Source organism: Faecalimicrobium dakarense, from assembly GCF_000499525.1.
GTDB lineage: Bacteria > Bacillota > Clostridia > Peptostreptococcales > Peptostreptococcaceae > Faecalimicrobium > Faecalimicrobium dakarense.
Window position 1 is genome coordinate 96250 of record NZ_HG529329.1, and the last position, 15058, is coordinate 111307.

Annotated in this window: 10 protein-coding genes and 2 pseudogenes; all 12 read right to left on the reverse strand. The window is 27.5% G+C overall.

Annotated features, from left to right (window positions below; genetic code table 11):
* Positions 1-127: 127 nt before the first annotated feature.
* A pseudogene (locus BN899_RS20985) lies at positions 128-792 on the reverse strand (HAD family hydrolase).
* A gap of 253 nt (positions 793-1045) precedes the next feature.
* Positions 1046-3082: a HAMP domain-containing sensor histidine kinase gene (locus BN899_RS09085; RefSeq protein WP_147568525.1), complete on the reverse strand. Its 2037-nt coding sequence runs from the start codon at positions 3080-3082 to the stop codon at positions 1046-1048.
* Complete coding sequence (locus tag BN899_RS09090; protein ID WP_042274787.1) at positions 3063-3752, reverse strand: response regulator transcription factor; 690 nt, start codon at positions 3750-3752, stop codon at positions 3063-3065. The genes BN899_RS09085 and BN899_RS09090 overlap by 20 nt, the downstream gene beginning before the upstream one ends.
* A 212-nt stretch (positions 3753-3964) precedes the next feature.
* Positions 3965-4795 carry a sensor histidine kinase gene (locus BN899_RS09095; RefSeq protein WP_242824132.1) on the reverse strand — a complete coding sequence of 277 codons (831 nt, stop codon included), beginning with the start codon at positions 4793-4795 and terminating at the stop codon, positions 3965-3967.
* Positions 4792-6033 (reverse strand): triple tyrosine motif-containing protein, encoded by a 1242-nt coding sequence (locus tag BN899_RS19750; protein WP_071162447.1) that lies wholly within the window; start codon positions 6031-6033, stop codon positions 4792-4794. The genes BN899_RS09095 and BN899_RS19750 overlap by 4 nt, the downstream gene beginning before the upstream one ends.
* A 36-nt stretch (positions 6034-6069) precedes the next feature.
* Positions 6070-6264: pseudogene (locus tag BN899_RS20990) on the reverse strand (two-component regulator propeller domain-containing protein); the annotation flags it as partial.
* Positions 6265-6400: 136 nt separating this feature from the next.
* Positions 6401-7210, reverse strand: a complete 810-nt coding sequence (locus tag BN899_RS19760; protein WP_042274789.1) for a ligand-binding sensor domain-containing protein — start codon at positions 7208-7210, stop codon at positions 6401-6403.
* A gap of 197 nt (positions 7211-7407) precedes the next feature.
* The gene (locus BN899_RS09110; protein WP_042274790.1) at positions 7408-8751 is read right to left on the reverse strand and encodes a TldD/PmbA family protein; all 1344 of its coding nucleotides are present in this window, start codon (positions 8749-8751) and stop codon (positions 7408-7410) included.
* Position 8752: 1 nt separating this feature from the next.
* On the reverse strand, positions 8753-10144 hold the full coding sequence (locus BN899_RS09115; RefSeq protein ID WP_042274791.1) for a TldD/PmbA family protein: 1392 nt from the start codon (positions 10142-10144) through the stop codon (positions 8753-8755).
* Positions 10145-10302: 158 nt separating this feature from the next.
* On the reverse strand, positions 10303-10545 hold the full coding sequence (locus BN899_RS09120) for a hypothetical protein (RefSeq protein ID WP_042274792.1): 243 nt from the start codon (positions 10543-10545) through the stop codon (positions 10303-10305).
* Positions 10546-10964: 419 nt separating this feature from the next.
* A complete protein-coding gene (locus BN899_RS19765) occupies positions 10965-11282 on the reverse strand; it encodes a hypothetical protein (protein WP_242824133.1) in 318 nt (105 codons plus the stop codon).
* A gap of 38 nt (positions 11283-11320) precedes the next feature.
* Positions 11321-14887 (reverse strand): multicopper oxidase domain-containing protein, encoded by a 3567-nt coding sequence (locus BN899_RS09125; protein WP_242824134.1) that lies wholly within the window; start codon positions 14885-14887, stop codon positions 11321-11323.
* Positions 14888-15058 lie beyond the last annotated feature (171 nt).

Below are 15058 nucleotides of genomic sequence, written 5' to 3' on the forward strand. Positions count from 1 at the left end.
TTTTCTTCTTATGTCTTTAAGGAACACTATTTAGTGTTCTTTTGTTTTGTAATTATAAATATATTTACCCACGCTATAATATTAGACTTTTAAGATAAAAAAATAAAAGCGCCTCAATGCGCTTTTATTAATTATCTATATTTACTATTTTATTTATAAATTCATAATCTATATCACTCATGTTAGACATTATTATATCTGATGAACTTAAATCTTGATTACCTGAATCTTTATTAAAAAATCCTATACATTTCATATTAGCAGACTTCGCTGCAAGTACTCCATTTTTAGAATCTTCTATTACAATACATTCTTCACTATTTACACCTAATTCATCTGCAGCTTTTAAAAATATATCTGGAGATGGCTTTGATTTTTCAACACTTTCTCCACTAACTAATTTATCAAAATATTTATATATACCAGTACTTTTAGTTACATCTAGGATATCACATATTGGAGATGATGAAGCTAATCCTATTTTTATATTATTTTTCTTTAAATTTTTAATAGATTTTCTATATTTTCTATTAATTCATATCCATCTCTTTTTATAATAACATCTTTTAGAATCATCATATTCTCTATTAATTCATTTGTATCTATATTGATAGAATACTTTTGTTTTAGTAATTCCCATGTAAATTCATTAGTCATTCCTATATATTTTTCATATTCTTTATAATCTATATCGTGACCATTTTCATTTAATATCTCTTTTGTAACTTTATAGTAAACTGGCTCTGTATTAACTAATACTCCATCCATATCGAAAATAACGGCCTTTAACATATCTATGCCCCCTTTAATATTTAACTTCCAATTACTCCATATGTTATAACCCCTATAATATAATATTATATATATTCATCTTAGATTTTAAAGTGTATTTTTATATTTTATGTGAAATATAAAAAAGCATAGAAGAAATACCTTTTAGATATTTTTTCTATACTTTATAATACTACATTATCTACTAAATCCCTTTATTCTCCATAGCTTATTGATAAAATTTATCAGTAAATTATAGCATTAATATTTTATACTATTTTACTAAATCAAATATTAAAGTAACTATAAATAAATCACCTATTATTTCAATATCTAGATTTCCATCTTGAAGTTCTACAAATCCTTTAGCTATTGATAATCCTAATCCTGATCCTTCTGTATTTCTTGATAAATCCCCTCTTGTAAATCTTTCAGTTATTTCTTTTGGATTAAAATTAAGAGGATAGTTAGATATATTTTTCATGGTTATATTTACTTTATTATCTTTTGTAATCATGTCTATATATACTCTAGTACCTTCTAATGAATATTTTAAAATATTTGATATAAGATTTTCAAATACTCTCCAAAGCTTTATTCCATCAGCCATTATATAAACTTCTTCATCTGGTGTATTTATAATAAAGTCTAATTTTACTTTTTCTATTTCTTTTTCCATTTCTACTATACTTTGTGTAAGTAATTGGTTTATATCTGTTTTTTCTAAATTAATTTCTATATCATTACTACTAACTTTTGATGCTTCAAATAAGTCATCTATTAATACTTTAAGTTTTTGTGTTCTATTATCTAATACCTTTACGTAATCTTTTACATGTTCTGGCTTTATATCTTCTTTTTTCATTAAGCTTATATAGTTTATTATAGCTGTAAGTGGAGTTTTTAAATCGTGGCTTACATTTGTTATAAGCTCCGTTTTCATTCTTTCACTTTTTAATCTTTCTTCTACAGATTCATTTATAACTTCACCTAAACTATTTATATTTTCTACTAATTCATTGAACATATCATTTTCATTAACTTCTATTTTATGGTTAAAGTTACCACTCTTAAATTCATTTAATGAAGTTTGTATGTATGTGATGCTTCTCATTTTTTTAATTATTGTTGAAGCTAATAATAGGTTTCCTAATACAATACCTATAAACATTAGTATTATATTTTTATTATATGTGAACATATCTATAATAAACGACGGTATACTTCCACTACTCCTAATTCCATATATAGTATACAGTATGCTAAATAATAGTAGAATTTGTATTACTGTAAACAGTATTACAAATCTTATTATTACTATTTCATTTTGTGAAATGCGTTTGTTTTTATATAACCTTCTAAATATTTTACTTTTATTAATTAATTCATCTGTATTTTTTGTAGATATTACTGTATATATAAAATAGTATATATCTAAAAGCAAAATTGTATTAAATAATATATAAAAATCTTCATCCATAAACATATATGATAATATTAATAATATAATTCCTATTACAAATAGGCCCTCTAAGTTAAATATTTTACTACTTTTTAATTTAGAATATAGCTTATATTGTTTAATATCCTGTTCTATGTAATCTTCATTGTTTTTATAGTTTTTTCTCATCTTATTTCTATTATTTATATAAAGTAGAAAACTACTTAATAAAACTACTACTGCAATTATTCTAGACCCTAGAAAAATCATTGCTTCTCTATTACTTCTTATATTTTCTCTATATAATAAATTGACTCTATCCCCAGTTTTATCGTAATCACTTTCTTTTATTTTTTTTATACTTGGTATTCCTATATATGTAGTTACATCTTCTTTTCTACGATCTACTATATTTCCATAAGTATTTGTAATATAATCTATTTTTTTCCCATCTTCTATCTTTTTTAAAGTCTTATCTTTAAAATTAAGTTCTAAGATATAAGGAAAATCCTTAGTTACTTTATTAAACTCTTCTATAGTATTAATGCCATTATTAGAATAAGTTTTTTTACTATCATTATTCACTACAAATACTTGTGAACTTTTAAATTCTTCAATTCTAGTATTTGATTCTGCTCTACGTTTTAACATTTTTTCACTTGCATTATCCCCAACTACTGTATATACAGAATTTTCACCTATATCATATATCGCTCCTTCTAATTGGTAACTTCTATAAAAATCTTTATCTTCTCTATATGCATTTACATACCCTTGTATTGAATCTACGCTAAAAGTAATTACTGATATACAAAAACACATAATAACTACTAATATTTCTTTATTTATTTTAAATTTTATATCCAACACCCCACACCACCTTTATATATTTCGGCTCCTTTGAGTTTATCTCAGTCTTTTCTCTTATCCTTCTTATATGTACTGCAACTATTCTATCGCTATTGTATCCTGGTTCTTCCCATACATTTTCATATACCTGTCTTGAAGAAAATACCCTACCTTGATTTCTAAGTAATAGTTCTAGTATCTTATACTCAATAGGAGTAAGTTTTACTAATTCTCCATCTACTTTCACTTCTTTACTAATATTATTTATTTCAAGTTCTTTATATCTTAAAATATCATTACTTTCCTCAGCATAGTTTCCTAAACTTGTATATCTTCTTAAGTTAGACTTTACCCTTGCAACCAATTCAAGTGGATTAAATGGCTTTGTCACATAATCATCTGCTCCCATATTAAGACCTATAATCTTATCTGTGTCTTGTGTCTTTGCAGATACAAGTATTATTGGTATGTTTTTTTCTTCCCTTATTTTTAATGTTGTGCTTAACCCATCTAGCTTTGGCATCATTATATCCATAAGTATTAAGTGTATATTTTTATCCATCAATACTTCTAAAGCTTCAATTCCATCATAAGCCTTATAAACATTTAACCCTTCATTTCTTAAATGTATCTCCATAGAATTAACTATATCCCTATCATCATCAACTAATAATATATTCCCTCTAAACATATTTCATCACCTCACCTCACATTATAACATTTATATACATTTTTGAATAAATTAGCTAATCTATATATTATTATGAGATATAATTTTTAATATTTAGTTCCTAAATTATTAAGATTTTATTAAGATTTTAACTTCAATATAAAAATATAAATTTAACAAAAAAAAAGCTAAATATTTAGCTCTTTTGCTTAGATTTATATTTTAATATTACTTTATACGTTTTCATTAGAATCTAAAATATGTTCTGATACATTAGGAAGTCCTATTATAAATCTACTTCCTTTATTAAGTTCACTTTCAAGCCTAACGTATCCACCATGAAGCTCTACTACATGCTTAACAAGTGCAAGCCCTATACCACTACTACTTGCCTTTGTAGCTCCAGTTCCTTCTACTTGAGAAAACTTTTTGAATATAAACTCTTGATCTTCTTTTGATATACCAATACCTGTATCTTCTACAGTAATTTCAATACTGTTATTAATCTCTTTTATATAAATGTTAATTTTGCCACCTTCAGGAGTAAATTTAACAGCATTACCTAGTAAATTAACTATACATCTTTCTATTTCTATTTCATCACAATAAATAATCTGCTCTTCCATATCAGGATCAATTACAAGAGATAATCCTTTATCTTCTATAAACTTACTCATATTAAGTGCAGCTTCTTCTACTAGATACACTATCTCTGTATCGTTTTTATTGATTTTATATTGTCCTGTCTCTATTTTTGAGCTATCTATAATATCATTTATTATATTTAAAAGAGAATTACAATTCTTGCTTATAATATTCATGTATCTTTCAGATTTTTGATTAGTCATAGTTTTATCTTTATTAAATGTATTTATAAGCTGTACGGTTGACATTATAACATTTATCGGAGTTCTAAGCTCATGTGATAAATTAACAAAATAACTATTTTTAAACTTTTCTTTTTCTATTATCTCTTCACTTAATCGTTTATTTTCTTCTAATTGTTTATTTAGCTTTATAGTTTTTTGTTTAACTAGTTTATGTAATATTTTAACATAATTCAAAATAGAAAAATTATAACTAAAAGTACTATTAAATATATAAAGTAAGCTAATGGAGTCTTCCAAATCGGATTTTTTACTCTTATATTAATAGATGTTTCTTCTGTAAGATTGCCGTGTACATCTCTAGCTCTTACTTTAAATGTATATCTCCCTGGATATAATGACTTATAATTTATATAACTCTTAGAATCTGCATATATCCACTTAGAATCAATTCCTTCAAGCATATATTCATAAGTTACATTATTTATATTCCTATAATTTGGTAAAAAATAATTTATTGATAAATCGTCATAATTATGCTCTAAAATTATTTCATTACCATCATAATATATTTTATTTTCACCTTCATAAATATCATCAATAACAACCTTTTCTTTATTTTTTTCAGGATTTATAATTTCATTTGGATTAAAATATGCTAGTCCATCTGTACTGCCAAATATCATACTCCCATCACTAGTCTTTAAACTTGAATTTACGTTAAATTCTGTCCCTTCTAAACCATCCATATCTGTGAAGTTTATAAATTCATTAGTTTTTATACTATACTTATTTAATCCTTTATTGGTACTTATCCAAAGATTATTATTATCATCAATTAACATTGAATTTATAAAATTATTAGTTATACCATCTGCCGTAGTGTAAGATTTAAAAGTTTCACTTTCTATATTTAACTTACTTAAACCAATGTTAGTTCCTATCCATAAGTTTCCAAAACTATCATCAATTATACAATTAATGTTATTACTGATTATAGAGTTTTTATTATTAGTATCATGAAGGTAGGTTGAAATAACACCTTTTGTTTTGTGATACTTAACTAAACCAGTACCATTTCCTCCTAGCCAAAGAATATGTTTATCTTTATTATCAGGATATATATATGTTATAGCCCCTGGATTAATATTCGATTTTATTAATTCATCATTAAGCCAATTATGTTTTCCAGTTTTATTATCTCGATTATAGAATCTAGAGGTAGATGATAACCACGTTAGATTTCCATCATCATAAATATATGAGAATTCAGAAATATAATTATCAATAAGCGAATAATTAACGACTGAATAATTATCCATATTAAATCCTGCTACACCTTTATTAGTAATTACAATAATCTCACCTTTATCAGTTTTAAGTAAAGTTTTTATATTACTCCCCATTAATCCTGGTTTATTTTTAGAATCATTATATATTTCAGGGTCATAAGATAACTGCTTTACTAGTTTCATATTTTTATCCAATATATTTATACCGTTAAATTTAGTAGCTACCCATAGATATCCATTTTTATCTTCTACAATAGAAACAATATTATTCCCTGATAAAATGTTAGACGTATCAGCTGAATTTCCAATAAACTCAAATTGATTACTATTATTTAATATATTTACACCCTTGTCAGTACCAATCCATATAACCCCATTTCTATCTTCGTAAAAACATGTTACCGAATTACTGGTAAGAGAATTTTTTTATTTATATCTGAATACAATAATCTAGTACTATTATCAGCTTTAGAATATTTTATAATACCATCAGAACTAGAAATCCATATATTATCTTTACTATCACTCATAATTTCATAAATGTTATTAATTATTTTTTTTCATTTATGTTAAACCTTTCAAATTTATTCGTATCTTGTTTATAGTTTAAAACACCTTCCTTAGTTGTAAACCAAATATCCCCTAAATTATCTTTTTCTATGTTATAAATAAATAATCTATCTCCATTTATTTTATATTTTTTATCAATAATGCCTGACTCTATATCTAATACATTTAAACCCGATTTAGTTCCTATCCATAATTTATTGTGTTCATCTTCTTCTAAAGATGTTATTGATGAATGAGTCAATGAATTTACATCATCCTCACTAGAATAAAATTTATTAAGTTTAGAATCTTTAATATTTGCTTTTATTAAGCCCTGTTCCGTTCCAATCCACATAATATTATTATCACTGCTGTTATTTAATAATGATGTAACTTTATAATTATTTTGATATAAATTTTTTAAACCCATATCTTTAGCTCTTATAATAGTATCCGTTTCTCTAATTAAAATATCTAAACCAGCATCAGTTCCTATCCATATATTCCCATCCTCATCTTCAGCTAGGGCTGTTATATATGTTGAACTTAAAGAATTTTTACCATTCACATTAGAATTGTATTCCTTTATATTTTCGCCATTATATCTGTTAAGCCCATCGGATGTACCTATCCACATATATCCTCTACTATCTTGAAAAATCACTGTCACGTATTCACTAGAAAGACCTTCCTTTGAAGTTATACTTTCAAAAGTCTCCTTCTGTCTGGTATCAGCTACCACTTCTTTAAGCTCCACAGTGTTAAATATTATACATGCCAATAAAAGCCAAACTATTGTCTTTAATTTCATAAGATTATTACTCCATATGCTAAAATATTTTTTGTTTTAAATCTAAAAATGTCTATCATTTATGATTTTAGTAAAAATCTTTGTTTTTTACAATATATTTGTTAAATTTTACCAGTTTATATTTATGTAGTATAAAAATAACCTATATGACAAACTATTTTACATAGTATATCATATAGGTTATTTTTAATTATATTTTATTCTCCAGCTATAGATAAACCTTCAACTATTACTGAAGGTGAACCAACGCTACTCATAGGGAATGTTACATCACTTCCTACTTTAACTATATTTTTAAGTAAATCAAAGTAATTTCCAGCTACTGTTATTTGCTCAACAGGGAATGACTTTTTACCATTTTTTATATAAAATCCTTTAGCAGCTAATGAGAAATCTCCACTTACAGCATTTGCTCCAGAATGTAATCCTGCTAAATCAGTTATCATTAGACCCTCATTTATTTCTTTCATTAACTCATCTAAAGTCTTTTCACCTTTTTGTAGATATAAGTTACTTTCAGATACATCAACAGATGATGCGTATGAAGATTTAAATCCATTACCTGTAGTTTTTACTCCCGCCTTATTTGCAGTTTTTAAATTGTGTAGTAATGTAATTAGCTTTCCATTTGAAACTAATTCTTTAGTGAAAGTGGCTACACCTTCGTCATCGAAAGGAGCTGATGCTAACCCACCATCTAATAGAGGATCATCAACTATAGTAACTATTTTTGATGCTATCATTTCTCCTTCTTTATCTTTTAAAAGTGATAATCCCTTTTGAGCTGCATCTGCACTAAAAGTACCTGCAAAAGTCTCAAGAAGTTGAACCATAGCTTCATTGTATATTATAGTCTTGTAATTTCCAGACTCTATACTTTTTCCTCCTAGTTTAGATAAAGCTTCATCAACACCTTGTTTAGCAATCTTTGTAGGTATTACTTCATCTAAAGAGTTGGCTACTACATATCCTACCCCGTCATTTTTTCCATTTTCATCTTCAACTATAGCTACTACATATGATGTAAGTATATTACCTTTATTAGTAAGTTCTAATCCTTTAGTGTTGTATATTCCATAGTTTGATGATGAATATGATATTTTACAACCGTTTAAGTTTACAACTTTGTCAGAGTACTTTTTAGTTTCCTTTTCTAAATCAAGAACTAATTCTATCATTTTAGCTGGATCTATATTTTCAAGTTCTTTTGAGTATGTTTTAACATTACTATACTCTTTATCTCCTTCATATATAAACTGAACATCATTATTTTCAATTAAATTTGCACTACTCTTAGCATTATTTATTAACATATCTATAGCAGGTAAGTCTAATATCTCGGTGTATGAGTATCCCATTTTACCATTTATTTTTCCTCTAAATGATAACCCAAATGATTTAGATAAATTGTATTTTTCGACTTCTCCTTCATAAACACTTATACTTATACTTTCACCATCACTATAATAGATTTCACACTCTTTAAATCCTTCTTCAATTGCTTTTTTAAATAATAAATCTTTAAATTCTATAAAGTTCATATTAGTCCTCCTTTCTTCCACCAACTGTTATTTCTCTTACTCTTATCATAGGCTGACCTACATTTGTTGGTATACTTCCAGACGATGAGCCACACATTCCTTGAGCTTGAGCTAAGTTATTTCCAACCATATCTATATCCATAAGTACATCGCTACCTTTACCTATTAAGCTAGCTCCTCTTACTGGTTCTACTATCTCACCATTTTTAACTAGATAACCTTCAGATACTGCAAAGTTAAATTCTCCTGTTACTGGGTTTACAGAACCTCCACCCATTTTCTTTGCATATAATCCATTGTCTATTGATTTTATTATATCTTCTGGCTTATCTTCACCTTTTTCAATATACGTGTTTGTCATTCTTGAAGTTGGAGCAAATTTGTAACTTTGTCTACGAGAGCTTCCAGTTGACTCCATTTTCATTCTTCTTCCATTTAATTTATCTATCATATATGACTTAAGTATTCCATTTGCTATTAATACATTTCTCTTCGTTGGAGTTCCTTCATCATCTATATTTGCTGAACCCCAATGATTCTTAAGTGTCCCATCATCTATTGCAGTTACTTTAGTTGATGCAATTTGCTGCCCTAATTTATCTGCAAATACAGAGTTTCCTTTAGCAACAGCTGTGGCTTCAAGAGAATGACCACAAGCTTCATGGAATATTACTCCTCCAAATCCATTATCTATTGCTACTGTCATTTTTCCAGCTGGGCAATTTTTAGCATGTAGCATTGTATATGCCACTCTTGATGCTTCTTTTCCATAATACTCTGGATCTATATCTTCAAATATTTCAAATCCTTTGCACCCTCCAGGACCTTCAAATCCAGTTTGATTTTCATTTCCCTTTGATGCTACAGAACTTATACCAAGTCTTGTTCTTATTCTTCTATCTTCAACGTATAACCCCTCAGTATTTGCTATTAAAACTTTTTGGTCTTTATCTGTATAGCTTATACTTACTTGTGATATGTCACTACTATATTCTTTTGCATTTTTATATGCAGTTTTCATTATATTTATTTTATTTTGATAGTCTACACTACTTGGATATAATTTTATAGGGTTTATATCTGTCAATATTTTATTATTGTTTAGTACTACCATCTTTTCATCAGATGAACTACCTAATGCTAATGCTGCTTTATATGCAGTATCAAGCATTCCACTTAATGAATTATCATTTGTATAGGCATAAACACTTTTAAACCCTTTAAATATTCTTATTCCAATACCATAATTTCTTCCACCTAAAGCATTTTCTATTTTATTATCTATTAATCCTATCGAATTAGTAATTGTATCTTCTTCAAATATTTCTGCAAAATCTCCACCTGTAATTAGGCACTTTTCTAATACTTGTATAGCAACTTCTCGTAAAATCATAACTTTCCTCCAATCTATATTTAGATCTTTATTCCATTTTAGTATTAATTATATCTTTATTTCTATAATTATCCAATAAAATTTATATGTAATCATTATATATTTAGTATATGTATTTTATTTAATTGCAAGAAATTATAAAATTATATCACCTGAAATTAATATATATTTTTATATGGATTTCCAACATTAAATATATTTAATATATTTGAAATATCAGATATAAGATTATTTGCTTTTATTGATACACTAGCTATTAGAAAAATTAAAGCAATTATAGATACCAGTGTACTTATTTTTATTATTAAATTTCTTTTTTCAATATTTTCTTGTTGTTTTTTTGCTTTATTTATTTTATCTAGTTCTCTTTTTCTCTTTATCCTCTGTAAACTACGATTCATTTTTTTACCACCTTATAATTTTTCTTATAATAATTAATATCATTTTATCCTTAAGTTAAGCTTAACTTTGTGTTATTTTCATAAAAAAATACTATATTAAAAATTTTAATATAGCCTTTTTTATTAGGAGAACTGTGTTATTTATCTAAATTTTAACTTTATAGCTTGATAATAATTATTCATTATACATATTGTATGTTAATCTACTGTTTACTATCTTGTTAATTTATATTTTTTACTAGTTATAATTATTGAATTATTTCAAATAATATTAATAGCTTCTTTTTTAGTTGATCTTAATATTTAAAAAGGAGTCGTAAAATACGACTCCCCTTCCTATTGTAATTGTTTATTTTTAATTTACTATAACTTAATAAATTTAAATTTGTAGCTTTAGTATTTATCAATCTTTATCAGATTTACTTTTTGCATATTTTATTCTTAATATATTCAATAAATTTACAAACATAATATTTAAATTTATGCTTAGTTGTTGTATCTTTTATTCTTAATATACCCCACATACCTGATTCTAAATCCCATTTCAATATACCTGATCTATATAAATAATCTCCTGGGATTGTATTACTTTCTTTTGGCAACTCTATATCAAATACATTTCCTATACTCATAGCTCCTTGAGCAGATATAATTCGTGTAAATGGATCATCAGGTTGAGCCTTCCATTCAAAACCATGGAGTACAAAGCAAGTATTTCTAGGTTTGTCTGCTGGCATTATAAGCCTTATTATAATCTTTTCTCCAACGTTAGCCTCTAAAACAGGTGTTGATGGATCTCCATGTTCTTCAGAATCAAATACTTTTGATATTTCATGATTTTTTCTAATCTATTATAAAATCTTTCTGACTTATAATTAAATCCTTTTTCTCCTCTATCTTCAAAATCTACTGGCTCAATTTTTGGTGGTTCTTCTCCTTCTGGGTGTCCTCCTTCTCCTGGATGTTCAGCCTTTTCTTGAGCAGTTTGTATTAAGTCCCCATGTCTATCTATAAGTCTTATACCATTATGCATAAACAATACAAACTCTCTAAATTTCTCATTGTTCTCTTCAGATACAATTACTTGTTCTCTGTAATTAGCGTCATATCCATGTTCATAACTACTATCTACTCTAGATCCTTTAGGCTCTATTATTATCGCTCCAAATAATCCATGATATCTATGATTTCTAATATCTGTAAAAGACGATAATAAGCAAGTTCCATATTCTTTATCAGCATACCATAGATATGTTATACTTTCTCCAGGAGGAACTGTTTGTTCTATATCATTATATCCTATATTTAAACCACTATCTGTTACTGGATTAAATCTTAAAAATTGTGTGCTAAGTCCTACTCTCATGGACGGAGTAATTACTTTATCTACTGGTACACCTGGATAATTATAGTATGGTATTGGTTTTTCAAAGCAATTAGTTAAAGTTACTTTTATATATTCGCCTTCATTAGCTCTTAATATTAAAGGGGTTGGTTCTATCTCTCCATTTATTACCTTATCTTTATACTCATGCGGTACAAATAATAATCCATCAGGATCATGGTCTTCGTATTTATTATATACTAAGTCTTTTTGTATAGCTGCTATATGATACTCTCTAACTATTTCATTTGTAAGGTCAATTTCTTTAGCCTCGCAGTCACAAGGTTTTGAAGTACTAAGAGGTAATAATTTATCAGTTTCTTCTTTATATGCCCTTATTATTCCCCATAAGCCTAACCATAAGTCATCTTGTCCTCCAAAATAGTACATATAATCTCCAGGTAAATAATCATCAGTAATTTTTATATTAAAAGCTTCTGAAATTCCCATTGTCTGAGTTTGAACTAAAGTTGATTGATTGTCTGTAATCTCTTTTCTCCATTTCATTCCATTTATATTAAATGCATGTTGCTCTTCTTGAGCTCCTTGCAATAATCGTATTACAATTTCATCTCCTGGATATGTTTCAAGTAATGGCGTCGCTGGATCTCCATGAACATTAGAACTAAATACATAAGCTGGATCATCTTTATCTTTTAATCTTTCTCTTAACGGTTCGCACTTATAGTTTATTCCCATAACACCTGGGTCATCATGTGATCCTGAAAATGGAGGTGGATTTAATGGTTTTCTATGTTTATCAAATAATAGTGCAAAATCATGAACAAACAATCCAAATTCTCTAAACTCTCTTCCTGAAGGCGTTTTTATTACAGCTTTTGTTCCATATTTTATTTTTTTACCAGTTCTCGGGTCATGGTATGTTGATCCTTTTGGCTCTATTATAAGAGCAGCAAATAAACCATGTTGTTGATGTGAGTTTGGATTTAAGTGATCATGGAAGAAACATGCATTTAATTCTTCATCAGCATAATATCTTTCTACTATAGTTTCTCCATAAAATACTGAAGCTATATTATTATATCCATTTGCTCCACCATCTGAAGCTATAGCATCAAATTTAACTAAATGTATATGAAAGCTTACATTGTCAGTTAATGTGTCTAATTGAAATGCTGTTTTTGGTAATTTCTCTGGTAAATAATTTGTAAGTCTAACTTCTATACAATCACCTTTATTTGCCCTTATAACTAGTGGTTCTACATCAATATATCCTCTTTCTATACCTTCTACATATTTCATAACTAATTTTTCTCTATTACAAGGTGTTATTTTACGTCTTGTATAATCTTCTACTTGCTCTTTTAAAACGTAAAATCTTCCATATGGATCCTTCCAATAATAGCCATTATATACTAATTTTGCTTGTAATGCGTATATTTCAAAAACAGCATCTGGCTCTTGGTTGTGACATCCACACTTACTTTTATCGCCAGAACAAGGTTGAGTATATAAGGCTCCAGGTGTAGCGCCTTCTGCAAAATTAGATTTTTCAAGACATGTTGGACATATTTTATTTGTTCCATCTGAGTTTATTATTCCTAAAGGTGGCTGCTTTGGTCTTTGGCCGAATTCTCCATTAATAAAGTTTGGGTATCCTGGATTACATGAACTTTTCTTAGGCGGATTATCTCTATCAGGGAGAGGATTTAAAGCTTTGATATAAGTTCCATCTGGATAACATGGATGTATAACAGTTCCATCTTTGTCTACTACATCTTTACCAGTTTCTAATCTATCAAATACTCTCCATAAAGACCACATACCTTCATGAAAGTGTGGGTATAAATGACAATGCCATATATTATCGCCTATAGATCCTTCTAAACTTCCTGCACCATGCAATATTTCTATCGTGTGAGTTTCTTGAGGACCTACTGATATTGAATCTATTATTGTAGATTTATGGTCATTGGGATCTAGTTTCCATTGATGTGTATGAAGATGGAATACATGAGTCTCCTTTACACCTCCATGTATAAGTCTAAATGTAGAAGGGTCACCTTTATATGCTCTAGGTATAAAAGTTGATGGATCTCCATAAGTCCAAGAACTCATAGATACATCTTCTCCATCTACAAGAACAGTTTCCATATGATCCTCTGGAGGTTGTACTATATCTGTTTTATTACTACTTTCTTCAGGATCACAAGGATCACAACACTTATAACCTTTATCTTTTGGTGGTAAAAAATTAGCCCTATTTGTCATAGGCTCTGATCTATAACTTATAGCAGTTACTCCCATAGGATGACCAGTAAAATGATCTACTATTTGATCTCCATGTCTATTTACTACTTCAAGTTCATCATGGAAATATACTGCATATTCTCTAAAGCTTGGTTTATTTGGATTATGAATATCTGCAAATATACCACTTCTAAGCTCACTTCCATCTACAGGATTTGTCCAAGTTGATCCTTCAGCTTCTACTATAAGTGCTCCAAATAACCCATGTATATTAGTTGCATCTTCACTACTTCTAGCATCTCCTAAATCACTAAAGTAAAAGATACCTTCTCTGTCTGCATACCATTCATAGGTTATTTCTTCTCCTGGCCCGACTGTAGAGTCTGGATTACAGCCTACATTTGCACCATCTGATTTTATATTCTTATATTTAAGACCTTGCATATGGATTGATAATCTTCTATTTTCATTATGCTTAAATTTTATTATTATTTTATCTCCAACATTCGCTCTTATTGTAAGAGGTTGAACTTCTTCAATTGGTATTGGACGTGGATGTCCATCCTTATCTTTGTTTGCGAAATTCTCTCTAGCCTTTTTCTCTACACAGTCTTTATCGTCTTCTAATATATACATCATACCATTGGGATCGTAATCACCGTAAAAGTCATATACAATCGGAATAGATAATACTGTAATGTCAAAGCATTTAGTAGTTTTAGTACAATTATTTTCACATTTTTTCACTTTTACTACTCCTTTTTAATTTGGCTTAGTATATCAATATGAAACATAATCGTGTATAGTTACATAATTCTTTATATTCCATCAAAAACTTAAATATTTCGACTAAATATTATTTTTTATTTTTAAATTTTGTGTTAAGTAAATTATAATTATAAAATAAAAACAAGCTAT

What these genes read in the sequence shown, in the direction of transcription:
- BN899_RS09090 (WP_042274787.1), bottom strand. Translation starts at nt 3,752, where the DNA reads ATGTTTAGAGGGAATATATTATTAGTTGATGATGATAGGGATATAGTT.
- BN899_RS19750 (WP_071162447.1), bottom strand. Translation starts at nt 6,033, where the DNA reads ATGAAACTAGTAAAGCAGTTATCTTATGACCCTGAAATATATAATGAT.
- BN899_RS19760 (WP_042274789.1), bottom strand. Translation starts at nt 7,210, where the DNA reads ATGAAATTAAAGACAATAGTTTGGCTTTTATTGGCATGTATAATATTT.
- BN899_RS09110 (WP_042274790.1), bottom strand. Translation starts at nt 8,751, where the DNA reads ATGAACTTTATAGAATTTAAAGATTTATTATTTAAAAAAGCAATTGAA.
- BN899_RS09115 (WP_042274791.1), bottom strand. Translation starts at nt 10,144, where the DNA reads ATGATTTTACGAGAAGTTGCTATACAAGTATTAGAAAAGTGCCTAATT.
- BN899_RS09120 (WP_042274792.1), bottom strand. Translation starts at nt 10,545, where the DNA reads ATGAATCGTAGTTTACAGAGGATAAAGAGAAAAAGAGAACTAGATAAA.
- BN899_RS19765 (WP_242824133.1), bottom strand. Translation starts at nt 11,282, where the DNA reads ATGCCAGCAGACAAACCTAGAAATACTTGCTTTGTACTCCATGGTTTT.